Here is a 23,272-nt window from a genome sequence, read left to right as displayed (position 1 = left end):
ACCATAGTGGGAGGTGTAGGTATATGTATAAACCTTTGGTTTCTGTAATAATGCCAACTTACAATCATGAAGCATACATATCGGAAGCTATTCAAAGCGTAATAGATCAAACTTATGATAATTGGGAGCTTATTATAGTTGACGATGCATCAACAGACAATACATACAAAATTATCCAAGAATTTGCAAACAAGGAGAAAAGAATAAAAGTCATAAAACATTCTAGAAATTACGGTCCATTAGAGCTATACAAAACTTATAATGAAGCACTTAATGAAAGTAGAGGTGAATGGATAGCAATACTTGAAGGAGATGATGTTCTACCAGTTTATTCACTTGAGGAAAGAGTAAAAGCCCTTAATCAAGCTCAAAATAAAGAAAACATAGTGTTGATACACGGATATTGTGGAAGGATATGGGAGCAGACTAAAAAGGTGGATATTGCATCCCATCTTTTAGCAAACTATCCAGAAGTAGTAAACAACAATCCTATGGGAGCAGCCTTGAAAGTTTTTTTAACAGGACGCAATTTAATCTACACTCAAACTGTAATGGTTAAAAAACAAGCTCTTCTAAAAATTGGCGGGTTTATTCAAGAACCTAAAGAGATTAGATTAGTTGATTTTCCCACCTGGGTGTTTATTTCCATGGAGGGACATTTCCTTTTTGTTCCTGAGGTTCTTGGCTTTTGGAGAAGGCACAGTAGCTCAATTACTTGGAACAATCATGTTGTTATACTTGAGAATTATGTTAAGTTTTTAAATATCTTTGTAGAAAAATATTTCTATAAATTGTTAAAACTAGGATTTAACGAAGAGCTTCTAAAAGATTGTGTAGGATTCACATCTATTTTAGACATGTTGAATGCCCCTTATTTATCAAAAGAAGGTTTAAGTAGGATTTTGAGATTTTCACCAAATGCTAAATGCTTGAAGTACATTTCAGAACAACGATCCCTGTACACGATAATGTACATACTATACTGGATTGTAAAAGCTACAAAAAGTCATAAGCCTTGGCAGATCGCCCTTAGACTGAAAAGGAAAATAACCTCTAGATTTCTAAGTGATTACAAACCGTATTTTTATAGGGAGTTTAAAGAACCAATAAGATGCTAAAAAATTTTATCATACCTTTTATCCAGAACAAAAGCTAAACTAAACGCCGACATAAGCATTATAAACCCGTACCTCTTACGGTATATGGCTCCTACGTTGGGTTCAGACAGGACGTGTAGCCAGATGATCGACAGGCTAACCATGGTAACCACCCAAAAAGATAGGTCCTTTCTGAATCTGTAGACAACAAAAGGAAACACTGCCAAACAAAGGTAGATAAATAGAGCTTCAAAGGGTGTTATGTATCTTGCCACAGTACCACCCGGTGTCCCACCTTTGGTAAACCACATGTTAGGGAAGGGAGCAAAAAGACCTATCTGTAAAGCTCTTGGCATGTACTTAACAAAATCCCAAAAAGAATGCGGTATAAAATCGTGGTCTATGTTCCCCGCATGGTTGGAGTAATACCTAATAAAAGACTCTCTCACACTGGCTAAAGACCAAAACATGTTGTCCAATTTTTCGGGTAAGAAAGGTGTTCTTATCCAGCTTGACTGAAGCTCACCTGATTGCGGCTGATCCGACTGTAGTTGATTTAACTGTTGATCCGACTGTATTTGATTTAACTGTTGATCCGACTGTATTTGATTTAACTGTAGATCCGACTGTATTTGATTTAACTGTAGCTGTGGAAGAAGTGGGTTGATAAGAATTATCATACAGACAGCTGTCAAAAACCTTAGTACATTGGTCTTATAATCCATCCTCCTGATGAAGATGTAGACAGAAGACACTAGAAATATAAGGCTTAGGATGGCTATTATGTACTTCAACGGTATAAGCATATGCTGCCTTGAAACGTACACAAAAAGGATACCTACGCTAAAGGGAATCAAACCATAGAATGGATTTCTTTTTATGAGGAGTACAAAGGCAAGGAACATAAGGTAAAAGCCAGCTATGTAAAGGCCATCCCTGTGTATCTGACTTGTCCAGGTTAAAGAAGATGGGAATATAAGGAAGGGCACAGAGGCCAGAAGCGACACCTTTTTACCAAAGCCAAAGAGCCTGAGGATACCTATGAGGGTGATAAAGGCAAGTGCATGCAGGAAGGCGTTGTAGAAGAGCATCACCCACGGCTTGTGTATACCAGTCAGAGCGTAAAAGAAAGCTGTTATACCAGCCATAGGCTGGTAGTTGGGTTCTGGTTTTAGCGTCCAGGCGTGCCATCCTTCCCTTTCTATCCTGTTGGCAAGTACCACAGCATCCTGATGAAACTCTATCCAATCACCACCCACCATAAGCCCCTCACCCCAGTGAGCCTGAGGAAAAAGGTAAGGGAGCACAACAAACTGGACGGCAAACCCAGTCAGTAACGTGTAAAGGTAGGCAAGCAAGAAGGCCTTAAGGTAAAACCTCATCGATCACCTCCTGCCATTCTTTTATGATCTTTTCAACGTGGAAGTCGTAAGCTCTTTGCATTCCTCTCTCTGAGTACTCTTTTAGTATACTCTCATCTTTGAGCATGCTTTTGATGACCTCTACCCACATCATCTCTTCCTGGGTTAAAGGTTCATCCTGTAAAAAACTTCCGTCAAGCACGGGCATGAGCACTCCGTACTTGGCAAACTCTGGCTTATCTGTCTGATGTCTGTAATCACTTCCAGGAGCCAATATCTCCCTAGGACCAGACCTACAGTCTGACGAAACAACAGGAACACCACAAGCCAAAGCCTCAACCAAAACATTACCAAAGCCTTCAAAAATAGACGGAAAGAGGAATAGCTTAGCCCTTGAGATGTATTTGAAGGGGTTTTCTCTAAAGCCCAAAAAGTAGACGTCAAAGTCTTCTGAAAGTTTGTCCTTGTCCCACAGATAAGCCCTAAGACCCAAGGTCTTGCAAAGGTTATAAAGGTAGCCCTTTAGCTCACCCTCGCCAAGGATCAAAAGCCTCAGGTCAGGAAACTCCTCCTTTAGACTCCTAAAGATCCTCAACAGATACCACTGACCTTTTGGTTTTGTAAGCCTTCCCACGTTGATAAGATATGGAAAGCTTTTAAAAACTTCCTCTACGTCTTCCTTTGCCTTCTGCTGGATCTCTTCTACCGGATAAGGGTTGTATATTACCCTTATCCTCTCCTCTGGAACTCCTAACCTAACAAGGCTTTCCTTGACCCCATGCGAAACGGCTATGCATAGGTCAGCTTTTGGATAAAGTTTCTTGATCAACCATTTATATGCAGCAACTACAATCCTTCTTCTCCAACCTATACCTATGAAAGGATCTTTCTCAAGGGCTTGTATAAGATCAAAATGCACTGATATTACAACTTTTTCTTGAGTTTTAGTCATTACGTTTAGGAAATTTGGGCCTTCCAGGAAACTAATGGCACATCAAACTGCTGCCTTTCTTTTAAATCTTTAAGCTTTTTATATCGCAAATAAAATCTTTTTACCTTAGTTAGAAGCTTCATAGATGCTGGTAGATCCCAAATAAGAACTTCACCTTCATAAGGATAGTCTATTTCGTTTTGAAACAGTATTATAGTTTTCTCAAAGCTTTTTAGGTATAGAGATAAGACGCTTGCAACTTTTTCAGCTCCACCCTTGCCTAAACTGTACAATATCAACAGGAGCTTTTTCATTACCTACCTCCTAAATTCTATTTTTTAAACTTTCCTGCCTTGGAAGTATAGATTAAGACCCTCTTCTATAAGCCACAGAGGAATGGTAGGAATTGTAAAAGCCACATCCCTTGTCAGCCTAAGCATTCTATAGAGCAAACTCCCTAAGCCGGGTTTGGACGTTTTTGAAATAGTCCTAAGGATCGGTTTGTGAGCCTTTTCTATATCAATTCCAAAGAGTTTTAGGGTTATTGCCTCTGTGTGAGGTATCAAAAGACTAAAGTTTCTTACAGAGGGATGGACTTCCGAATCAAAACCTACTCTTTTTAAGGTCTCCTCTAGAGCTTTCTGGGAAAACCTAAGGAAGTGATGAGGTGGAAAGTCGCCAGGATAAAGTTTGGAATACAGTTTCATGATTATACTATTCCTGTTTGGTACGCTTCCTGCTATGTAGCCTCCGTTTTTTAAAAGCCCTCTTACCATCCTTAAGAACTCCATGGGTTTATCTTGGTGTTCCAGAACTTCAAAGAAGGTGATCACGTCAAACTTTATGTTCTTCTCCTTGGCAAACTGATAAAACTCCTCCAAGCTCATGGCGTAGATAGTATCCACGCCGACTTTTTTCCTGGCAGTCTCCACGCTCTTGCGGTCAAAGTCTATACCCCACACTTCAAAGCCTTGTCTCTGAGCCTCTTTTAAAAAGATCCCATCACCACAACCTACGTCAAGAAGCCTCCCTTTTATATGTTTCGGGAAAAGTTTAAAGAACGGAGCTGAGTAAGCAGGTATCTTATTTCGCGAGCCTTCATGAAATTCCCTGTATGGTGTTAGGTATTCACTCTCATAAAACTCTGGTATTATCTTCAGAGGTTCCCACCAGTGAAGATCACAGTTTGGACAGGAGTACCTTTTGTATTCCTGCTGATTGTAAGGGCTTACGTATCTTTCTGAAGGGGCTTCTACTGAGGTCTGACACACTGGACAGTTAGGCATAAAGTTCCCTCCTTTTAGGCATGATTATAATACATCTTCTTCAGGATAATGTAACCAAGGGCGCACAGCATCAGGTAGGCAAAGAAGGTCCCAAGACACACACCCACTATGCCAAGATGCATGAGCATGACCAAAAGATAGTTAATAACACCTTTTACTATTACTACTACAATAGCCAGGAAGAAAACAGGAAGTAGGTTGTTCCTTATCTGGAATACCCTGTAGAGGACAGGCCATAGGAGAGCAAGGGGCAGGGAAAGGGCATAGTACCTGGTAGCCGTTGCCGTAAGGCTTACATCCGTGTGGGTGAACGCACCATGGCCAAAGAAGACCTTGACTAGCAGGTCGGCAAAGACGAACACAAAGAGTCCAAAGGTAATACCCAGCAGGAAAAGCCTTTTAAGGTAGAAGTTTAGCCTTTCCATGGAGCCTCGGACTTCAGAGAGGGAGGTTATGGCCATGTGTTCAAACTTCAAAACCCCGGTTGGAGCATAGGCAAGCATAAGACCGTAGGTGAGGGCGGAAACTCCCTTCTCCCCCAGGGTTGAACCAAAAGCCCCGTCAACCACTATAAAGATGTGAAAGACTCCGTATAGAGCCACAAGGTAGAGAAAATGCTTTAGCATAAGCTTAGCCTTGTCGTCTAAAAAGAGATTAAACCTTATGTATTGCCTCCCCATGTAGAGCATGTACAGGGTTGCAAACAGCTGAGCTACAGAGACACTGATGGGTATCACCCTGAAGTCTCTGTAGAGGTAGAGCCCTACGGTTATGAACAGGAAGCTGAAAAAGGAAAAGAGGAGCTCTCCTACAAAGTAGACAGTAAAGAGCCTTTGGCTTCTCAGGACTGCGCCAAAATGGTGGAAGAAGAAAGAAAAGAAGAGGTAAGGGAGCAGTAGCACAAAAGAGGTTTTCGTGTACTCTATGGCAACTTTTTCGAAGCCCAAGGGTACTTTAAGGAGCAAGGGCAAGGAGAGGAAGGCCAAGAGGGTAAGAAGAGAAGCCAGTATGGTGGTGAAAGTCAAAAGTAGACCAGCAAGCTTTTCAAACTCCTCTTTGCTCTGCTGTCCTGCCACTACCAAGTTTGGTACACCTATGGAATCAAAAACATCAACAAAGATCAAAAATATCCCCATCAAGGAAAAAGCCATAAAGAAGCCATCCGTCTGGTGGGAAAAGCCGAGTAGAATGGCTATGGAGAGGTTCTTAAGGTAGCCAAAACCCCTGGCAAACAGGTTTATGAGGGATGTTTTTAAAACGGCTTCAAGGATCCTTTCCGGCTTGGAAAAATTCAAATACCTGCTTAGCATTTGCTTAGATTATACCAGGCTTGACCTCTTGCCTTACTAAAGTTTGTGTAGTATAATATATAATATTAATAGATAAGGCCCGGTAGCTCAGTTGGTAGAGCACACGGCTGAAAACCGTGGTGTCGGCGGTTCGAGTCCGCCCTGGGCCATAAAAATCCTATCTATTACCTGATAAGGTTTATCGTATCCTCCAGTACAGTATTGGAAGAAGTTATAACCCTAGCGTTTGCCTGGTAAGCCCTTTGGGCGGATATAAGGTTTATGAACTCTGTAGCTATGTCTACGTTAGACATTTCAAGCATTCCAGACCTTACCTTTTCTGAACCTCCAGCAGCCAGAATAGTGGGTGTAAGTATAGATGTGTACAGATTTGATCCCTTCTTTATCAACTCTTCTGGGTCTGTAAAGACAGCCAGAGCTACCCTATAGAGAGGCAAGGATTTACCGTTAGAGTAGACAGCTACAACAGAACCGTCTTCCGAAAGCACATAGACATCTACCAAGTTACCCTTTGCATAACCATTCTGATCAGCGGTAACTACAAAGTCTGAATTGTACTGTGTAATATAGGGGTCAGATACTGGAGTTCCTACGTTTACGTTTGCAGACTGCAGAGATTCACCTACGTATATCCTCCACTGGTTTGGTGGTGGAAAAGTACCACCGCTTGGTGTAGAGGCCGGTAGTGTAAGGTTTGCTGGGTTAAGGTAGTAGTAAAACTTTGTTCCGTCAATGCTTGGTTCCCTTAGAACCTGCGCGTTGTCGTAGATTATCTTACCATCTGTACTAAAGGTCACACCTGTCCAGTCGCCAGACACTTCGTAGCCTGGTGTATTAGGGTCTGTATCAGCCCTTAGGTATATGTTCCAAGTGTTTTGCCCTGTGCGTCTAAAGAAAAGGTCGGCTTGGTAAGGTGTTCCTAAACTGTCGTAGATGGTTATAGTGTACTTGTAGTTGTAGCTTGTGGGGTCTGTTGGATTGAAGGGGTTGATTGGTATGTTTGCTCCAGCGTTTAGGTTTGTGGGTGAGAGGAACCTTATAGTAGAGGTGGCCTTTGGATCAATTTGCTGAAGCACTTTTATATCTTCCAATCCTGTACCTATTATCTTTCCTTGTTCGTCCAGTTTAAAACCTTGTAGCTTAAGTCCGTTTGCATTGACCATATATCCTTCCCTGTTTATCCTAAACTCTCCATCTCTTGTGTAATAACGTACATTGGTAACAGGATCTACGACTATGAAAAGACCTCTACCCTCTATGGCTAAGTCTGTATTCACACCCGTTTGTTTGAAGTTTCCAATAGTCCATATCTTCTGGGTGCTGTCAACTACTGCGCCTGCTCCAAAAGTGGTGGATTTTAAAGTTCTTGTGACCGTGTTTAGACCTGTTATCACGGAGGACACTACGTCTTGGAATATGGGTCTACTTGCTTTGAAGCCTGTGGTATTTACGTTGGCAAGGTTGTCAGAGGTTATGTCCATCCAAATCTTGTGGACATTTAAACCTGTGATGGCGTTAAAAAAGCTCCTAAGCATGTTATACCCCTCCAGCGTATACTATCTTGTAAGGGTCTACATAAGACCCATTGCTTAGCTCAAGAATAGGGCTGTTGTTTTGGAGACTTAAAGATACTACCTTTGCTAAGTATCCAAGTTTTACACTGTCCACTTCCTGACCGTTTACATAGACCTTTACAGCGTAGTCCCCATAGGGAAGTCCAGATATGTCTAGGCGGTTAGGACCTTGGTCTAGATTCATCTGCACGCTTTTGACCACATTGCCCGCGTTGTCAACAAAATCAACTCTTGCGTTGCTTACAGCTTGTGGAGAAACTAGATAGTAGTCAAGGCCCGTGGTTGGGTTTAGAGAATCCGCGGAGAATATGAAGCTCTTACCTATCAAAGACAGACTCTGCAGAAAGGTAAACTGGTTAAGGAGAGTAGTCAGCTTGTTAAAGAAGTTCTCGGTGTAGTTCATGTACTTTACCTGGTTTAGCTTTACCATATCGTCGAGCATCTTTGAGAAATCTTGCTCTTGGAAAGGATCCTGATACTTTAGAGTTTCAAGGTATATCTTCAGAAAGTCATCCGAGGAAAGGTTGTCTATTCCCGGCGTATAGTCCTGCGGCAGTATCTTTGGCGTAGACTGGGCTACGGATTGTGTTTCATTCATAGCTTTTTCCCCTCCTTCTTTAATTCCTCTGCCAAAATTTGGGCGAAGGTTTTCTGGGTTAGGTCAGAGCCACCCAGGGCCCCTTTGAGGTCAAATACTCTCTTTTCCTTCTTTATGACTATCTCCTCTCCCCTTACTTCTACCTTAACCATGTCACCTTCCTTTAGACCTACTTTCTTTCTTATCTCACTCGGAAGGGTTATTAAACCTCTTGCCATTATCTTTGCTACGTCCTCCATGAAGTATAAAGATAATCAGACTGCATGACTCTGTCAAACAGTTTGATATTGTTTAACTGTCAAACACTTGTTAAACATCCATCTCGAGGCTCTTAAGTATGAGCTCATCTCCTTTTACCACCCTTCCGTAGCTTCCGCATACTGGACACAGTATGTTAAGTTCTTTTTTAGAATACTCCTTACCACAAGAGTCACAGTAAATCGCGAGATCTGTTCTCTCTATCTCCAAAACAGCTTGGTTTGCTACTGTACCTTCCTTGAAGGTGTTGAAGGCTACCTCCAAAAGGTGAGGTTCCACACCGGAAAGAGGACCTATCTGCAGCACTACCCTAGTTACACTCTTTGCACCTTCTTCGCTTGCATACTTCTCTATGAGGCTTATAAGGCTTTGGACTATAGAAAACTCATGCATTTAACATATCCTCGGCAGGAGTATGCCTGTGGGTGGATCCAGGAGCATCCACACTCCTGACACATAGCTTTACCTCCAATTAATGATCGTTCACTATAAATACAACCCTTTAGGCCTTGACTGCGTTCCAAAGGGTTAAAGAAAGTTCCTCTACATACTCCATTAAGGGTTTTTCCAGAACACCTTCACCATGCAGGAAGACAAGACCACCGAGTGGACCCATAAGGGTGGTAAAAGCTACGAAGAAGTCTGTATTTCTAAGCTCTCCCTTCTGTACACCGTCCATTAGAAAGAGCATTATCTCTGTGACCACCTCACCCACGCATGCAAAGCCCTCGCATCCTCCGGAGAAGACCTCCCTGTTGGCCAAGAATACCCTCAAAAAGTACTCTATGAGCTCTGGCTCCTCTATAGCTAGCTCAAAAAACGTTCTCACTATCTCCTTTATCTTCTCTCTGGCACTTATATCCTTTTCGTTTATTTCTCTTAGACGCTAAGCTATCCAAGAGGATACAGTCATCATCACCGTCTTTGCCAACTCCTCTTTGGATTCAAAGTAGTTGTATATGTTACCTACGCTTATCCCAAGAGCTTCAGCTATGTCTGGTATCGTAGTGTTGTAGTAACCCTTTTCAGAAAATAGTTTGCATGCAGTCCTTATTATCTTAAGCCTTTTTTCTTACTTGAGCCTGTCGCTAAGCCTACCCAACCACTTCACCTCCTGCGTTTAAAAATTTAATCCCTGAAGGGTGCAGTAGAGAGATACTTACTTCCACCATCTGGGAATATAACCACGATAAGACCTTCTTCTAATTCCTTTGCCAGTTGTAGTGCAGCCCATAGTGCAGCCCCAGAAGACTGACCTACAAAAATAGCCTCTTCCAATGCAAGTCTTTTGGTCATCTCGTAAGCGTCCTCCGTCTCCACGAATATAGTCCTGTCTAAAAAGCTCTCGTCAAATATGCCTGGCTTTATAGAGCTCTCTATGTGCTTTAGACCCTCTATACCGTGGAAGGGATAGGCTGGTTGGACACCAATCACCTGTATATCTGGGTTGTAAACTTTCAACCTCCTTCCTGTACCCATTATGGTACCACCTGTACCTATACCGGCAACTAGATGCGTAACCCTTCCCCCTGTTTGATGCCATATTTCTATACCGGTGGAGTAGAAGTGAGCCTTCCAGTTTGCTGGATTGTTGTACTGGTCAAGGTATACGTACCTTTCTGGGTTCTTCTCCACCAACCCCCTCACAAAGAGAATGGCTCCATCTGTTCCTTCTAGAGGGTCTGTAAGGTACACCTTGGCCCCGTATGCCTTTATTATCCTCTTCCTCTCCTCGCTTACGTTCGCCGGCATGGCCAGCTCCACAGGTACTCCAAGGGCTGCTCCTACCATAGCCAGGGCTATGCCTGTGTTTCCTGAGGTAGCGTCTATTACCACCTTTCCTTCAGTGATTAGACCCCTCTTTATGGCGTCAAGGAACATGGAAAGGGCAGGCCTGTCTTTTACAGATCCTCCAGGGTTAAAACCCTCCAGCTTTGCGTATATCTCTACCTTTGGCGATATGTCCTTAGGCAGTACCTTTCTTATCTTGACCAGGGGCGTGTTTCCCACAAGGTTTAGGATGGAGTTTCTTGCCTTTCTGTAGGGTTCGTCATGTTCTCCTAATATCCACATTACCCTTTAGACAAGTATTATATTATTTAGTGATGGATCTAAGACCGTTGAAATTGAGGAATAAGGTAGTCCCTATACCCATAATCCAGGGGGGTATGGGGGTTGGCATTTCCTGGGAAAAGCTAGCTGGAGCTGTTGCAAAGGAAGGAGCTGTAGGAGTCATATCTGCGGTTGGTACAGGTTACAGATTCCCAAACCTTGTAAAAAGAGACAAATTTGGAAGACCAATAGGTTCTATCTACACGCACAGTAAAGAAGCTTTAACCTTCATGATACAGGAAGCTAAAAGGATATCGGAAGGAAAGGGTGCAATAGGTGTCAACATCCTCTGTGCCATAACCGACTACGGAAGGGTAGTAAAAGATGCTATAGAAGCAGGAGCTGACCTTATCATTTCAGGTGCCGGTCTTCCTCTAAAGCTTCCTGAGTATGCAGAGGATGCTGACGTAGCTCTCGTGCCCATAGTCTCCTCGGCCAGGGCCCTCAACCTCATATGCAGGACCTGGGAAAAGAGGTACAAGAGATTGCCCGATGCCGTTATCTTAGAGGGTCCAAAATCGGGTGGACACCAAGGGTTCAAGTACGAAGAGTGCTTCATGGAAGAGTACCAGCTTGAAAACCTCTTTCCTTCAGTGCTTGAAGAGGCAAACAGATGGGGTGGTATACCCGTAATAGTAGCTGGTGGTGTATGGAGCTACAGGGACATAAAGGCATACATGGATGCCGGAGCTGCAGGAGTTCAAATGGCTACTAGGTTTATAGCCACCCATGAGTGTGACGCACCCGAGATATACAAGCGTATACTTCTTGAGGCTGAAGAAGAAGACATAATATTGCTAAAGTCTCCAGTGGGGTATCCATTAAGGGTGGTCAAAACTCCTTTTGTGGAAAGGCTTTTAGCTGGTTACAACGGCTGGCAAGGCTGCATATCTCACTGCATAACACCCTGCAACAAAGGAGAAGAAGCCAAAAAGGTAGGATTTTGTATAGCTGACAGACTTGGAGCTGCCTGGCTTGGAAACTACGAGGAAGGCATCTTCATAAGTGGAGCAAACGGACATCTTCTGAAAAAGCAGGGCATAATACACGTGAGCGAGCTTATAAAGATGCTTACGGGTCAAATTCCAGATCCTACGGTAGAGGAGCCTGCTAAAACAGTTTAAAGGAGGGGGTATCATGTTTAGAGCCCTTTGGACAGCAGCTTCTGGGATGACAGCCCAGCAGACAAACCTTGATGTGATATCTCATAACATGGCCAACGTTAACACCGTAGGCTTTAAAAAGATGAGGCCTACCTTTGAAGATCTGGTGTATCAAACGGTAAGAGACCCAGGAGCGCCTACATCTCCAGCCACAAGGACTCCGGCAGGCTTTCAGATAGGTCTAGGTGTGTACGTGGCAGATACCTACGGCATTTTTACGCAGGGAAACATAATCCAAACGGGCAATACTTTTGACCTTGCCATACAAGGAGATGGATTCTTTAAGGTAGTCCTTCCAGATGGAACCATAGCCTACACTAGGAACGGCCAGTTTAAACTTGATGCCAACGGCAGGCTAGTGAACACGGACGGTTATCCTCTAGATCCAGAGATTACTATACCACCGGACACCATAAGCGTGAGTATAGGACCTGATGGAACTGTATCTGTGCTAAGACAAGGAGCTACAAACGTGGAAGAGGTAGGAAGGCTTGAACTGGCCAAGTTTATAAACCCAGCTGGTTTAAGGAGGATAGGTTACAACCTCTTCATACAGACGGACGCCTCGGGCGACCCCATAATAGACAACCCAGGGAACCAAGGACTTGGCACCATAATGCAGGGATACCTAGAAGCTTCTAACGTAAACATAGTGGAAGAGATGGTAAACCTCATAATAGCCCAGAGGGCCTTCGAGTTCAACACCAAAGCGATAATAGCTTCTGATGAAATGCTCGGTCAAGTAGCTAATCTGAAGAGATAGTGTAGAATATCTTCTTGATGTATGGCGTTTATAAACAGGGGATCTATAACAGAAGAGGAGAGCTAGTATTCTATGAACTTTTTCTTGAGGAAACCACTTCTGGTAAGTATCCAGAAGGTGTAGATCCTCTAAAGGCTACAAGCATAGTGATAGATGTAATAACAGAGCTGGGCCCTAGGAACGTAGGTGGTGGCAAGCTCCTGTTTATAAACGTACCAGCCATATTTTTAGAAGCATCCATGTTTGATTTATTACCCCCAGAATACATAGGTATTGAACTTGTTGAAAATAAACGGCTGAGCAGCACATTCTATGAGAACATAAAGGTCCTTTTAAGACGAGGCTTTAAATTTTGCATAGATGATTTTGGCTTTGAGAAAATAGATTACCTACCTTTGCTGAACAAGTGTCATTATGTGAAGATAGACATAAAAAACAGTCCGTACGATGAAGAAGAACTCACTGAAGTGATCGGTATATTGAAGGACCTTAAAAAAGGAATAATAGCAAAAAATATAGAGACCAAGGAAGATTACGAATTCGCGATAGAATTAGGGTTTGACTTTTTCCAGGGTTTTTATCTGGCCAAACCTATCCGTGTGAAAGATGCAAGAACGGTAGCCTTTATAAAGACCACTATACTAAAACTCTATGAAGCATTAAAGAAGGGAGATATAAAAAATGTTGTGGAAGTGCTAGAAAAGGATGTTGGAGCTACTTACAAGCTTCTAAAGTTTGCAAGCTCTGCTTACTTTCCAAAACCCAAAAGGATATCTACGGTGGATGAAGCCGTAGCGTATTTAGGCTTAGATAATCTGGTAAAGTTCACTATTATTCTTGCTCTCTCTGAAGTCTTCGCAGACGATGATGACATAGAGATATGGAAGAAAGCCCTCTTTAAAGCCATCCTCATGGAAAAGCTCGCAAGTATATACGCACCCCATATAAAAGAAAAAGCCTACCTTGCAGGCCTGTTTTCAACGGCGAGTGAAGCTTTAAACCAGAGTCCAGAGGAAGTAGCAAGGGAGTTATCCTTGGATGAGGACATAATCCAAGCTTACGAAGGAAAGCCCAACGAAATAGGCTTCCTGTTGTCTATAAGTAATCTACTTGAAGATGTGAACAAGAACGAAAGTCTGTTGGGAAAGGTGGCTAGGCTTCTCAACATCTCCAAGGAACACATAGAGGATATAATCCAACAAGCCAAGAAGGAATCAGAAAAGCTTCTTAGTTATACCTCTTAATCTTTTGCATAGCTGTGAAGTCCTGGGAAGAAGAGGTTTATAGCAAAGAAGCAGATAAGCACTGTAATGTATCCAAAGACGAGCATCCAGGAAGTTCTTTTACCTTTCCAGCCTAGCATCTGTCTAGCGTGAAGGTAAGCTCCAAAGAATAACCAAACTATCAGAGACCAAACTTCCTTAGGGTCCCAACTCCAATAGCCACCCCATGCCTCGTAAGCCCATAGGGAACCTAGTATTATTGACAAAGTCCACACAGGGAAAACCAAGACTACAGCTTTATAGGATATCTCTTCCAGAAGATCCTTTGAAGGAAGGAAGGAAAGGTTTGGAAACTTTTCTTTCACAAGGTACAGAAGGGCACCCCCAAAGGCTACAGTAAAGCCAGCATAACCTAAGAAGGCTGTAACCACGTGGAAGTAAAGCCAATAGCTTCTTAGTGCGGGTATAAGTGGAGTTATTTCCTTGACGGCGTATACGTCTGCAAACAGGGAAAGTAAGAAGGATACTGGGACCACTAAGGCACCCAGAAGCCTAACGTGGTACTTTAGCTCCAAAATAAGGTACAAAACACCCACCATGAAAGCCCAGAAGGTAAGGGCTTCAAAGAGGTTGCTCCACGGTGGATGGAAGGCCCCCATCTGATAGGTCTGGTAAGTTCTCCTTCCCATAGCTATAAGGTTTAAAAGCAGCGACAGGTAAAGGCTCAAAGTAGCCCATCTGCCCAAAGCTTTAGACCTTAAGAAAAGGTTCAGTAGGTAAAGAATGGAAGAAAGGCCATATCCGTAAAGTGCCAGGCGGTACCACAAAAGGTTGTCAATGGGTACCCAAGAGAGCGGAAGGGCTAAGAGGAAGGGCAAGAAGTATAAAAACTTGGAATACTCTACAGACTTGGTTCCTTTGTACTCGATTTCTCTCATGATGGTCTTTTAATATATCCTACTCTGGCTGTACATCAACCTTTATGTTTACCACTATCTCAGGGTGGAGCTTTATGGCCACCGTGTACATGCCCACCTCTTTTATAGGGTTTTTGAGCAGTATCTTCTTCCTGTCTACGTCGTATCCTAAGCTTTGAAGAGCTTGAGCGATTTCGTTCACGGTCACAGAACCAAACAGCTTACCCTTTTCACCCACCTTTCTCTTTATGCTTACCACCAGACCTTCAAGTTCCTTAGCAAGCTTCTCTGCCTTTTCCTTCTCTTTTTGAAGCTTCTTAGCTTTTTGTTGCAGTATACTCTGCACATGCTTTACGTTGGAAGGTGTGGCTCTAAGAGCCAATCCTCTCGGTATAAGGTAGTTATTGGCAAAGCCGTCTTTCACCTGCACTATATCGCCTATAGTTCCATAACCCTCTACATCCTTGAGGAGTATTACCTTCATGTTCTTACCTCCTACATGATCACGTATGGTAACAGTGCTAGCTGTCTGGCCCTCTTTATGGCAACAGAGAGCTTTCTCTGATGTTTTGCGCAGACTCCCGTTTGCCTTCTACCTATGATTCTTCCTCTTTCGGACATAAAGTTCCTTAGCTCTTCATAATCCCTGTAGCTTGGGTCTTTTCCTTGCTCACAGAAATAACAAGTTTTCTTGGCTGGTTTTTTCACTTGCATAATACCACCTCCTTAAAAGACTATGTCTTCATCGTTTTCTATTTTGTGCTCTTCTGAGTCAAGATCTTCAAAACGTTCAACTGGCAGAACTTCTTCTTCTATGGTATCCTCTACCTTTGGTTTACTTATAATCCTTACAGATTCTGCGATTATCCGTACCTTACTTCGTTTGTTCCCTTCTTTGTCTATCCACCTGTGCTGAGTAAGTCTACCTTCTACTACTACAAGATATCCCTTAGAAAGCTTAGTAGGAAGATCTTCTGCCAATCTACCATAGGCTCTCACGTCAAAGAAGTGACTTTCTTCTTTCCACTCTTCACCTACCTTATACCTTCTGTTGTAAGCTAAGGTAAACTCAGCCACCTTAGCACCTGAAGGAAGATACTGAAAGGTGGGATCACCTGTAAGCCGTCCTATTATAAGGACCTTATTGAGCAATTGCTTTTACCTCCTTTTCCTTTACCTGGAAGTTAAGCCATCTGATAATGTTGTCATTTATCTTGAAGAAGAAGTCAAGTTCGTTGGGTAGCTGCGGGTTTTCCGTCTTTATCTGGAAGACGAAGTATCTACCATGCATAAAGTTTTGTATCCTATAAGCTAGCTGCTTTAGACCCCAGTCTTCTTCGGTCAGTATAACACCACCCTTCTTCTGGATGAAGTCCCTTACGTCTTTTAAGACCTTCTGGACTTCTTCCTCTGTGAGGGTAGGCTTGAGCACGAACACACTTTCGTAATAGCGCAGAGTCTTGTAAAACTTTCTACCCATCTCATACCTCCTGGACAGTAATCCTGGCCTCCCAAGCTAAACCTGGGAAGCGATGTATATTATATACCTTAATGCTTAAGGTGATGTACTTTTCCATAATCAGGGAGAAGCTAAAGAAGTCTCAAGAGGATATAGACTTTCAAGGAAGCGTAAAGGATCTCAAAGGATACCTTTCCGAAAGGTATCCAGATCTTAGGCATCTTATAGAAGCTTCTAAAGTAGCAGTGAACGAAGAGTACGTGGACGATGACTTCCCTTTAAAGGGAGGCGAGAGGGTAGCCCTTATCCCTCCAGTCAGCGGTGGATAAGAAAGCACTGCTTGTAAGGTTTTCATCCCTCGGCGATGTGGTCCTTGTATCTTCCTTGTTTGATCCACTCATAAGCTTAGGCTACAGACCTTTTCTTTTAACCTTTGAACCTTACGGTGAGCTTTTTAGCGATGATAAAAGGGTGGAGGTAATCCAGATAAGGAAGGACGAGCTTCTAAAGACTGTAAACATCCTAAAGGGTTTTGACCTGTATATAGACCTTCACAAAAACTTAAGGAGTATGCTTTTAAGGTTATTGATAAGGGGAAGGTGGCTCTCTTACGACAAGCAGTCCATAAGGAGGAGACTCTCTGTGACCTTCAAGGTTTTCAGAAAACCCTACAACGTCCTTGAAAGCTATGGGAAGATCTTGGGCGTTAACCATATAAGGCCTAAGATAGAAGTCTCTCAGGAGAGGTTAAATCTTTTGAGGGAAAAAGTGGGGGAGGGTTTTATAGCAGTCGGTCCAGGAGCACGTTACAGGAAAAAACGTTATCCATACTTTGAAGAAGTTGTAAACAAGCTCATAGGTCTGGGTTTTAAGGTTGTTTTGGTGGGAAGTGCTGAGGAGAGGGATCTTGTTAAGCACCCGCTTGCTCTGAACCTATGCGGAGAGCTATCATTGGTAGATACCTTGGCAGTGTTAAAGCTGGCTAGGCTTTTTATAGGTAACGACTCGGGACTTTTGCACATGGCCAGGGCTGTAAAGACAAAAGTGTTGCAGATCTATGGTGGAACTCATCCCACCCTTGGCTTTTCTGTATTTGAGGATGAAGGTAAGTATCTCATCAAAGGGTTGGATTGCCAACCTTGTGATGTACATGGAAAAGGCAAGTGTAAGTACGCAGACTATAGATGTCTTGAAATTGATCCACGGAGGATAGTGGAAGAGGCTTTGAGTTTAGTAGAACCTCTCAAGTAGATTGTTAGCGCTGTTTATCTTTTGATAGGCTGAGGAGATAACGTAGTAAAGTTGTTCACCTTCAGCTATTGTTAGATCGTAAAGGGTTATGCTAAAGTCCTTGAGTATGGAGTAGAGTGTAGAGTACAAGCTTTCGTCCAGCTTTCTCTCTGGATTGGGTATGTCTCTGTATACATCGTATATGTACTGACACAAACCCAGGATGCTTTTGGCTATGTTCATAACCTCCATGTTATGGGAATACATGGAGGCGACCTCTTCGTACCTTTCCCTTATTTCCTCCTCTACGCTTCTAAGCAGCATGTCCTCAAGTAAGTACAAGGTCCTGTCCATGTTTATTACCCCCTCTCTTAATATGTACCGTTGAAAATTTTTTGCAATAGACAGCTTATAATAGGTATACGATGGACCTGATGCCTTACGAAGAAGCTCTAAGTATAGTCTTAGAAAACACAGTACTCATCGGAACTTCCGAGAGGCTTGCCTTTACAGAGTGTCTAGGTAGGGTGTTGGCAGAAGATGTACTTACCGATACGGATAAACCCCTCTTTGACAACTCGGCAATGGATGGTTATGCGGTAAGAAGTCAGGACATACAAAACGCTTCAGAAGATAATCCTGTAAGGCTTGAGGTGATAGGTGAAGTGGCCGCGGGTGGCGAGCAGACTTACACCGTAAAGCAGGGACAGGCAGTAAAGGTCTTCACAGGTGCACCATTGCCAGAGGGTGCTGACTGCGTAGTTCCTGTAGAGCTAACCCAGAGGGATGGAAATACAGTCCTCATAAAGAAAGCGTTAAAGTCAGGAGCAAACATAAGAAGGAAAGGAGAAGAGGTAAAGGCAGGGGAGGTACTTATAAAGAAAGGGACTGTCATAAGGCCTTACGAGATCGGTCTTTGTGCTTCAGTCAATAAAGCTATCTTGAGCGTATACACCCTCCCAAAGGTAGCCGTTCTATCCACAGGTGACGAGATAAAAGACGTGGGAGAACCTATAGAAAAACCATCCCAGATAAGGACTTCCAACAATTACACCATATTTGCCATGGCAAAGGCAATGGGCCTGAACGTGCAGAACCTTGGAATAGTTAAGGATGACCCAGAAACTATAAAGAAGATTCTTTCCAATATTTATGACTACGATGTTTTTATAACCACTGGTGGTGTATCCGCTGGAGATAAGGACTTTGTTAAGATGCTCGTCAGAGAAGTGGGTGTAGATGTGAAGTTTCATAAGGTTAGGATAAAGCCAGCAAAACCCATACTCTTTGGTACATACGGCAAGAGGGGACTTTTCTTCGGTCTTCCAGGTAATCCTGTTTCGTGTGCTATAGCCTTTGACCTCATAGTTAGGCCTGCCCTCCTTAAGATGATGGGAAGAGAAGACTACATGCCTACTTATCAGGAGGCTTACCTTATAAGAACCTTTGAGAGAAAGGATGCGGATAGAAGGGAGTTTGTGAGAGCAAGGGTTTGGTACGAAAATGGAAAACTCCTGTGCGACTACTCAGAAAAGCTTCAGTCTCATATGCTCACCTCTTATGTGGGCATGAACGCCTACATGGTTGTGCCTGAAGATGTAAAGCGTATAGAGGAAGGCTCTAGGGTTAAAGTGGTCTACTTCCCTTGGGTGTACTGATCTATTCTGCACTTCTTATCAGCATACTTGTATACTTTATAGGTCTATTCCCTTTCCAAGTCTGGTCTCCCAACGAGGCTTTTTATGCAGATGCCTCAAGACGTATGCTAGAGACAGGAGACTACATTACCCCATACTACAACGGTGAATTGAGGCTAGAAAAGCCTCCCCTCACATACTGGTTTGTGGTTTTGGGTTATAAGCTCTTTGGTGTAAACGAGGTGGGCCTTAGGTTTATGCATACTGTCCTTGGTCTTCTGCTTGCCCTTGTGGTATTCCTTCTTGCGAGGCTTACAGGCCAGAGCACTAGGGCTTCCACACTTGCTGCCATCATAATACTTCTGTCTGTGCCTTTCTTCGTAAACTCTCACTATGCTTCTCCGGAGGTACCTTTTTCCTTTTTTATATCCCTTAGTCTTCTCCTGTGGCAAGCTTACTATAGGTATAAGAAGTTTGTCTTCTTGCTGTTTGCCTTTCTATCCTCCTCCTTGGCCATGTGGGTAAAGGGTCCGGCGGGTTTTTTACTGCCTGCGGCTGTAGTCTCTCTCTACCTTCTTTTCACAGACCCAAAGGAGCTTCTGAAGGCAAGATACTACATACTTACAGTCCTCTCCTTAGCAGTTGGGTTGTGGTGGCATGTCTACCAGCTTGCAACGCACAGGGAGGCTTTTTTGAAAGTCTTCTTTGAGGAAAACTTAAAACGTGTTTACTCTGGTGGTGATCCATGGTACTTTTACCTTGTGGACACTCTTGCTTCCTTTTTACCTTACTCTTTTATCTTCTACCTTTCTCTTGTATGGGTGCTGTTAAGAAAAAGGAGAGAGCTGTACTTTTTCTTTGCGTGGTCTTTGGTGATTCTTTTCATCTTTAGCCTTGTAAAGCAGAAGATACCCGTCTACACTATGCCAGCTTATCCTGCTATGGCTATCCTTACAGCCAGTTTCTTGGATGGACAAGAGTGGAATAGGATAAAGGTCTGGTCTTCCCTTGCGATTTCCTCTCTCCTTATGCTTGTCAGCACCTTTGGTGTATTTTACCTGTCTCTTCCGTCTTATCTTCTTCTGTTTGTTGTATCTGCTTTCTTAGTGAGCCTGAAGGTTCCTAAGCTTGCACCTATTTACAGTATTCTTTCCTTCTACCTTATCCTCCTGTTTGGGGTACTTCCTTGGCTTGAAGCCTACAGACCTTACAAAGAAGTAGGAGAGATCTTGAAAGCCCAGAGAGCAAGCGTGTACAGCGTTGGACACTTCCTTCATAGTCTACCCTTCTACGCTGGTAAGGAAGTAAACAGGAGAGAGAGCCCAAGGCCTGGATCCTTGGTAGTTTTTCAGTGGGGTACCTTTAGTTGCAAACCCATCTACACCTTTAGAGCTTACACAGGTTCAGAATCACGCCTGCTTAAGTATATACTTGATGTTAAAAGGGGCAAAAACTTTTCAGACTTTGGGGTTTGTGTAGCGCCATGAGGGTATACATAGGTTGCAGTGGCTTCTACTATCCCGAATGGATAGGTCTTTTCTATCCTCCTCACATAAAAAGGGATGAGCTTCTAAGGTACTACGAGAAGTACTTTGTAGTGGTGGAGCTCAACTTTTCCTTCTACAGGTTTCCAGATAGAGGAACCTTGAAGAGTATGCTATCCAGGACTAGAGAGTTAAAGTTCTCCTTAAAAGCAAACAGGCTGTTTACTCACGTAAGAAGCTATACACAGAAGGATGTGGACAGCTTTCTATACCAGATAGAGCCACTTTTAAAGGAGGAAGAGAGATTTATAGCCTTACTGTTTCAGTTTCCCGAAAGCTTCCATTACAGCGAGGAAAGCCTTGCATACATAGAAAAGTTAGCTAAAGACTTTTCAGGAGTACAAAAGGTAATAGAGGTAAGGAGTAAGAGCTTTAAAAGGGCAGACTTTTACTCCTTTTTAGAAGGTATAGGCTTTTCTCTTGTGAACGTTGACGCACCCAAGAAGGGCTTTCTAGTAGGACCTTGGGTAAGCGTTGGAAGCATAAACTACGTGAGGATACACGGCAGGAACGAGGAAAATCCTTACGACTATCTGTATTCACTGGAAGAACTCAAAAAATTAAGGGACAAGATAAAGAAGCTTGGAGACAAAGACACTTACGTGTTTTTCAACAATACACCGAAGGCAAAGGCCGTCTATAACGCTCTGGAGCTTAAAAACCTTATGGGCTATCCTGCAGATATTCCAAAGAGTCTAGAGAGAAGCTTCTTGGAAAGAGAGTGGGAGTAAGAGCTCAAGACCTGCCCGTACAGCCTTATCTATCTTTTCTTCAGAGTCAAGAACTACACACCTCACCCATGGATGGTGATGATAAGACTGAGGAAAATCTTTTACAAAGATGGCCAGCGTTGGAACCCTTAAGGCTACGGCCATATGGTATGGTCCGCTGTCTGTGGAGATAAAAAGACTGAAGGACTTTATCAAACCTGTGAGCTCCGATATGCTTGTCTTTCCAGCCATATCTAAAGCTGGAAGGTCGTAATCTTGAAGGAATGCTTGGTTTATGTCCTTCTCAAAGGATGCACCAGTTAGCACAAGATAAGCATCCATCTTAGACTGTAGAGTCCTTACCACTTGTCTAAGAAGCTTTAAGGACGGCCTTCTCCAGAGCGCATCGGGTGTTCCACATCCTATGTTCAAGCCCAAGAGGGGTTTGTTAGGTATGTTGTAAAGTCTTCTGAAAGATTCTCTAAAGGCCTTCCCTTCCGGAGTTTCACACAGCTCTATAGGTGTACCTTTCCTCTCTATGCCAAGAGGTTTTAAGGCTACAAAGAATCTGTCTGTGTAGTCTACAGACTTTAGGACCTTTCTTGTAGGTTCTGCCCTTACTGTATAAAAAAGACCTCTTAAAGGAAACTCGGCTATACCCACCGTCTTTATGCCATACTTTAGCCTTGCATACATACAAAGAAAGGAGCTTTTAAGACCGTGAGGCTCCAAATCCACTATGAGATCAGGCCTTACCTTTTCCACTACCACCTCAAAGTCGTTGAAAAACCTCTTCCAATCCTTTAAAGACCTTATCCTCTTGTCTATGGAGTGAAAAGAGTTTAAGAGGCAATGCTTGGACATGAGCTCTTCAGAGACGTATCCCTTGTCCTTGGTAAGAAGCACAAGATGTATTTCAGACTCAGGATAGGCCATCTTAAAGGCTTTTAAGGCAGCGGTAACCCTCAGTACATCACCAACACCCGCCGAATGTCCCATCAAGAAAAGGGTCGCCTTAGGATCCATCCTCTACCATCCTAAACATGATAAGGTAAAGAGGAAGCATAGCATCCCAAAAGCCGGTGAAGACGATTCCACCTAGATGAACGCAGAGCATAAGAAGAAAGGGTATTTTAAGAGGATCATCTAATCTATAAACAAGAAGCCTCCTAAAGTAAGCAAACATAAACCATAGGACTCCTAAAAGCCCCAAAAGTCCCCTCTCTGTAAACTCGGATACCACAAACACAGACTCGTAGCCCCCAACAACGGAAGGGTAAGGTAGGCGTTCGGCAGGGTTTATACCGTGTCCGAACAGGATGGCAAACAGGTTTTTCTCCTTAAAGTCATCCCTTATGACCATAAGGCCAGACCTAAGGTTATACAGCCTCTTGCTTGAAAACTCATCTAAAGTCTCAAGACTTATACCCTTCTCAAAAACTACCCTTATACGTGGATCCTTGTAGTAGAAAAAAACTCCAAGCAGGAGAATAAGGGACAGAACACCAAAGGTCACGCCAAGCATAGACCTTTTGGATAGCTTGTGCCTGTAGAGCCACAGGAGCATAAAGAGAGCTAACACTAGCCCTATAAGGGTTGACCTCCTCTGACTGAAAAAGACCACAACAAGGAACAGCATTGCCGGTATCACATAGACAGGCCTTTTTTTGTACAACAGCAAGGAAAGGGAAGCAAGGAAGAAGAGAGAATAAAAGTTTGAAACTTCAAAGGGACCACCCCACAGTAGGGATATCTCACCTTTTGTGTAGTGTTTCCAGAGGAGGACTGGTATAAGCAAGAAACCAAAAGCCAGGAGTGTGTAATTTATCCGAAGGAGAAGCTCTCTTCTACCTTGCAGCCTCTGACCGTAAAAGTAGGAGAGAAGGAAGAAGCTCCTTTCTATGGCCTTCCCAGGATAGTAAGCTACAGAAGAGGCAAAGGATGGCACCGAGTACATCACAAGCGGCAAGCCTAGAATACCCTTAGGTCTTATCTCCCCCTTAAGCATCAAGTAAGCGGTATACAAGAGGACTATCAATACAAGCCCCTCAAAAAGGCTTATGGAGACGAAGGCAGAAACTAGAAGCAAGTAGATCATG

Annotated in this window: 29 protein-coding genes and 1 tRNA gene; 10 read left to right on the top strand and 20 right to left on the bottom strand. The window is 43.2% G+C overall.

Translation table 11 applies throughout. The features are described from left to right. The first annotated feature begins 35 nt into the window (after positions 1-35). The gene (locus tag B5444_RS04645) at positions 36-1,118 is read left to right on the top strand and encodes a glycosyltransferase family 2 protein (RefSeq protein WP_197680858.1); all 1,083 of its coding nucleotides are present in this window, start codon (positions 36-38) and stop codon (positions 1,116-1,118) included. On the opposite strand, the gene B5444_RS04640 is transcribed toward B5444_RS04645, so the two are convergent. Genes B5444_RS04640 through B5444_RS04620 form a run of 5 tightly spaced genes read right to left on the bottom strand, consistent with a single transcriptional unit; the run spans position 1,115 to position 5,985 of the window. Then, a complete protein-coding gene (locus tag B5444_RS04640) occupies positions 1,115-2,479 on the bottom strand; it encodes a hypothetical protein (RefSeq protein ID WP_079654068.1) in 1,365 nt (454 codons plus the stop codon). The genes B5444_RS04645 and B5444_RS04640 overlap by 4 nt on opposite strands. Then, entirely contained in the window at positions 2,463-3,410 is a 948-nt protein-coding gene (locus B5444_RS04635) for a glycosyltransferase (protein ID WP_079654067.1), read from the bottom strand. Before B5444_RS04635 ends, B5444_RS04640 begins: the two co-directional genes overlap by 17 nt. A gap of 5 nt (positions 3,411-3,415) precedes the next feature. Beyond that, positions 3,416-3,703, bottom strand: a complete 288-nt coding sequence (locus tag B5444_RS04630) for a glycosyltransferase family protein (protein WP_079654066.1) — start codon at positions 3,701-3,703, stop codon at positions 3,416-3,418. A gap of 24 nt (positions 3,704-3,727) precedes the next feature. Beyond that, positions 3,728-4,675 carry a class I SAM-dependent methyltransferase gene (locus B5444_RS04625; RefSeq protein WP_079654065.1) on the bottom strand — a complete coding sequence of 316 codons (948 nt, stop codon included), beginning with the start codon at positions 4,673-4,675 and terminating at the stop codon, positions 3,728-3,730. Between the two features lie 14 nt (positions 4,676-4,689). Beyond that, positions 4,690-5,985 carry a lipid II flippase MurJ gene (locus B5444_RS04620; protein WP_079654064.1) on the bottom strand — a complete coding sequence of 432 codons (1,296 nt, stop codon included), beginning with the start codon at positions 5,983-5,985 and terminating at the stop codon, positions 4,690-4,692. A gap of 76 nt (positions 5,986-6,061) precedes the next feature. Between B5444_RS04620 and B5444_RS04615 the strand changes: the two genes are divergently transcribed. Then, positions 6,062-6,134, top strand: a tRNA-Phe gene (locus B5444_RS04615). Between the two features lie 15 nt (positions 6,135-6,149). Here B5444_RS04615 and B5444_RS04610 read toward each other — a convergent pair. From B5444_RS04610 to cysM, 7 genes are all read right to left on the bottom strand, one after another. Beyond that, positions 6,150-7,520 carry a flagellar hook protein FlgE gene (locus tag B5444_RS04610; RefSeq protein WP_079654063.1) on the bottom strand — a complete coding sequence of 457 codons (1,371 nt, stop codon included), beginning with the start codon at positions 7,518-7,520 and terminating at the stop codon, positions 6,150-6,152. Position 7,521: 1 nt separating this feature from the next. Continuing rightward, on the bottom strand, positions 7,522-8,157 hold the full coding sequence (locus B5444_RS04605; RefSeq protein ID WP_079654062.1) for a flagellar hook assembly protein FlgD: 636 nt from the start codon (positions 8,155-8,157) through the stop codon (positions 7,522-7,524). Beyond that, on the bottom strand, positions 8,154-8,396 hold the full coding sequence (locus B5444_RS04600) for an AbrB/MazE/SpoVT family DNA-binding domain-containing protein (protein WP_079654061.1): 243 nt from the start codon (positions 8,394-8,396) through the stop codon (positions 8,154-8,156). Before B5444_RS04600 ends, B5444_RS04605 begins: the two co-directional genes overlap by 4 nt. 70 nt (positions 8,397-8,466) lie before the next feature. Beyond that, complete coding sequence (gene hypA, locus B5444_RS04595) at positions 8,467-8,808, bottom strand: hydrogenase maturation nickel metallochaperone HypA (RefSeq protein ID WP_079654060.1); 342 nt, start codon at positions 8,806-8,808, stop codon at positions 8,467-8,469. 109 nt (positions 8,809-8,917) lie between these two features. Continuing rightward, positions 8,918-9,244 (bottom strand): hypothetical protein, encoded by a 327-nt coding sequence (locus B5444_RS07850; protein ID WP_331711493.1) that lies wholly within the window; start codon positions 9,242-9,244, stop codon positions 8,918-8,920. Positions 9,245-9,301: 57 nt separating this feature from the next. Then, a complete protein-coding gene (locus tag B5444_RS07845; RefSeq protein ID WP_331711502.1) occupies positions 9,302-9,469 on the bottom strand; it encodes a helix-turn-helix domain-containing protein in 168 nt (55 codons plus the stop codon). Positions 9,470-9,543: 74 nt separating this feature from the next. Next, the gene (cysM, locus tag B5444_RS04585) at positions 9,544-10,488 is read right to left on the bottom strand and encodes a cysteine synthase B (RefSeq protein ID WP_079654059.1); all 945 of its coding nucleotides are present in this window, start codon (positions 10,486-10,488) and stop codon (positions 9,544-9,546) included. A gap of 32 nt (positions 10,489-10,520) precedes the next feature. On the opposite strand from cysM, the gene B5444_RS04580 reads away from it, so the two are divergent. Genes B5444_RS04580 through B5444_RS04570 form a run of 3 tightly spaced genes read left to right on the top strand, consistent with a single transcriptional unit; the run spans position 10,521 to position 13,697 of the window. Beyond that, on the top strand, positions 10,521-11,651 hold the full coding sequence (locus tag B5444_RS04580) for an NAD(P)H-dependent flavin oxidoreductase (protein WP_079654058.1): 1,131 nt from the start codon (positions 10,521-10,523) through the stop codon (positions 11,649-11,651). 13 nt (positions 11,652-11,664) lie between these two features. Beyond that, a complete protein-coding gene (gene flgG, locus B5444_RS04575; protein WP_079654057.1) occupies positions 11,665-12,453 on the top strand; it encodes a flagellar basal-body rod protein FlgG in 789 nt (262 codons plus the stop codon). Between the two features lie 17 nt (positions 12,454-12,470). Further along, on the top strand, positions 12,471-13,697 hold the full coding sequence (locus tag B5444_RS04570) for an EAL and HDOD domain-containing protein (protein WP_079654056.1): 1,227 nt from the start codon (positions 12,471-12,473) through the stop codon (positions 13,695-13,697). Here the strand turns inward: B5444_RS04570 and ccsB are convergent. Genes ccsB through rpsF form a run of 5 tightly spaced genes read right to left on the bottom strand, consistent with a single transcriptional unit; the run spans position 13,694 to position 16,073 of the window. Beyond that, the gene (gene ccsB, locus B5444_RS04565; protein WP_079654055.1) at positions 13,694-14,614 is read right to left on the bottom strand and encodes a c-type cytochrome biogenesis protein CcsB; all 921 of its coding nucleotides are present in this window, start codon (positions 14,612-14,614) and stop codon (positions 13,694-13,696) included. The genes B5444_RS04570 and ccsB overlap by 4 nt on opposite strands. Before the next feature lie 19 nt (positions 14,615-14,633). After that, positions 14,634-15,077: a 50S ribosomal protein L9 gene (rplI, locus tag B5444_RS04560; RefSeq protein ID WP_079654054.1), complete on the bottom strand. Its 444-nt coding sequence runs from the start codon at positions 15,075-15,077 to the stop codon at positions 14,634-14,636. A gap of 11 nt (positions 15,078-15,088) precedes the next feature. Then, positions 15,089-15,307 carry a 30S ribosomal protein S18 gene (gene rpsR, locus B5444_RS04555; RefSeq protein ID WP_079654053.1) on the bottom strand — a complete coding sequence of 73 codons (219 nt, stop codon included), beginning with the start codon at positions 15,305-15,307 and terminating at the stop codon, positions 15,089-15,091. 12 nt (positions 15,308-15,319) lie between these two features. Continuing rightward, positions 15,320-15,745, bottom strand: coding sequence for a single-stranded DNA-binding protein (gene ssb, locus B5444_RS04550; protein WP_079654052.1), 426 nt, complete (start codon positions 15,743-15,745; stop codon positions 15,320-15,322). Next, entirely contained in the window at positions 15,735-16,073 is a 339-nt protein-coding gene (gene rpsF / locus B5444_RS04545) for a 30S ribosomal protein S6 (protein ID WP_079654051.1), read from the bottom strand. The genes ssb and rpsF overlap by 11 nt, the downstream gene beginning before the upstream one ends. Positions 16,074-16,144: 71 nt before the next feature. On the opposite strand from rpsF, the gene moaD reads away from it, so the two are divergent. Further along, positions 16,145-16,381: a molybdopterin converting factor subunit 1 gene (gene moaD, locus B5444_RS04540; protein ID WP_079654050.1), complete on the top strand. Its 237-nt coding sequence runs from the start codon at positions 16,145-16,147 to the stop codon at positions 16,379-16,381. Next, entirely contained in the window at positions 16,374-17,303 is a 930-nt protein-coding gene (locus tag B5444_RS04535) for a glycosyltransferase family 9 protein (RefSeq protein WP_079654049.1), read from the top strand. Before moaD ends, B5444_RS04535 begins: the two co-directional genes overlap by 8 nt. Here the strand turns inward: B5444_RS04535 and B5444_RS04530 are convergent. Continuing rightward, a complete protein-coding gene (locus tag B5444_RS04530; RefSeq protein WP_079654048.1) occupies positions 17,283-17,636 on the bottom strand; it encodes a hypothetical protein in 354 nt (117 codons plus the stop codon). The two genes, B5444_RS04535 and B5444_RS04530, sit on opposite strands and share 21 nt — an antisense overlap. Before the next feature lie 71 nt (positions 17,637-17,707). Between B5444_RS04530 and B5444_RS04525 the strand changes: the two genes are divergently transcribed. The 3 genes from B5444_RS04525 to B5444_RS04515 are packed head-to-tail and all read left to right on the top strand — an operon-like array spanning position 17,708 to position 21,194. Beyond that, positions 17,708-18,940: a molybdopterin molybdotransferase MoeA gene (locus B5444_RS04525; RefSeq protein ID WP_231967080.1), complete on the top strand. Its 1,233-nt coding sequence runs from the start codon at positions 17,708-17,710 to the stop codon at positions 18,938-18,940. Beyond that, positions 18,928-20,406 carry an ArnT family glycosyltransferase gene (locus B5444_RS04520; protein ID WP_079654047.1) on the top strand — a complete coding sequence of 493 codons (1,479 nt, stop codon included), beginning with the start codon at positions 18,928-18,930 and terminating at the stop codon, positions 20,404-20,406. The genes B5444_RS04525 and B5444_RS04520 overlap by 13 nt, the downstream gene beginning before the upstream one ends. Next, positions 20,403-21,194, top strand: a complete 792-nt coding sequence (locus tag B5444_RS04515; protein ID WP_079654046.1) for a DUF72 domain-containing protein — start codon at positions 20,403-20,405, stop codon at positions 21,192-21,194. Before B5444_RS04520 ends, B5444_RS04515 begins: the two co-directional genes overlap by 4 nt. Here B5444_RS04515 and B5444_RS04510 read toward each other — a convergent pair. Next, complete coding sequence (locus B5444_RS04510) at positions 21,159-22,199, bottom strand: glycosyltransferase family 9 protein (RefSeq protein ID WP_079654045.1); 1,041 nt, start codon at positions 22,197-22,199, stop codon at positions 21,159-21,161. The two genes, B5444_RS04515 and B5444_RS04510, sit on opposite strands and share 36 nt — an antisense overlap. Continuing rightward, positions 22,189-23,271, bottom strand: coding sequence for an O-antigen ligase family protein (locus tag B5444_RS04505; RefSeq protein ID WP_154021738.1), 1,083 nt, complete (start codon positions 23,269-23,271; stop codon positions 22,189-22,191). Before B5444_RS04505 ends, B5444_RS04510 begins: the two co-directional genes overlap by 11 nt. Between the last annotated feature and the right edge of the window lies 1 nt (position 23,272).

Source organism: Thermocrinis minervae (genome assembly GCF_900142435.1).
Lineage (GTDB): Bacteria > Aquificota > Aquificia > Aquificales > Aquificaceae > Thermocrinis_A > Thermocrinis_A minervae.
The sequence above is the reverse complement of the archived record's forward strand: the minus strand, read 5'-3'. Positions and strand labels throughout refer to the sequence as shown.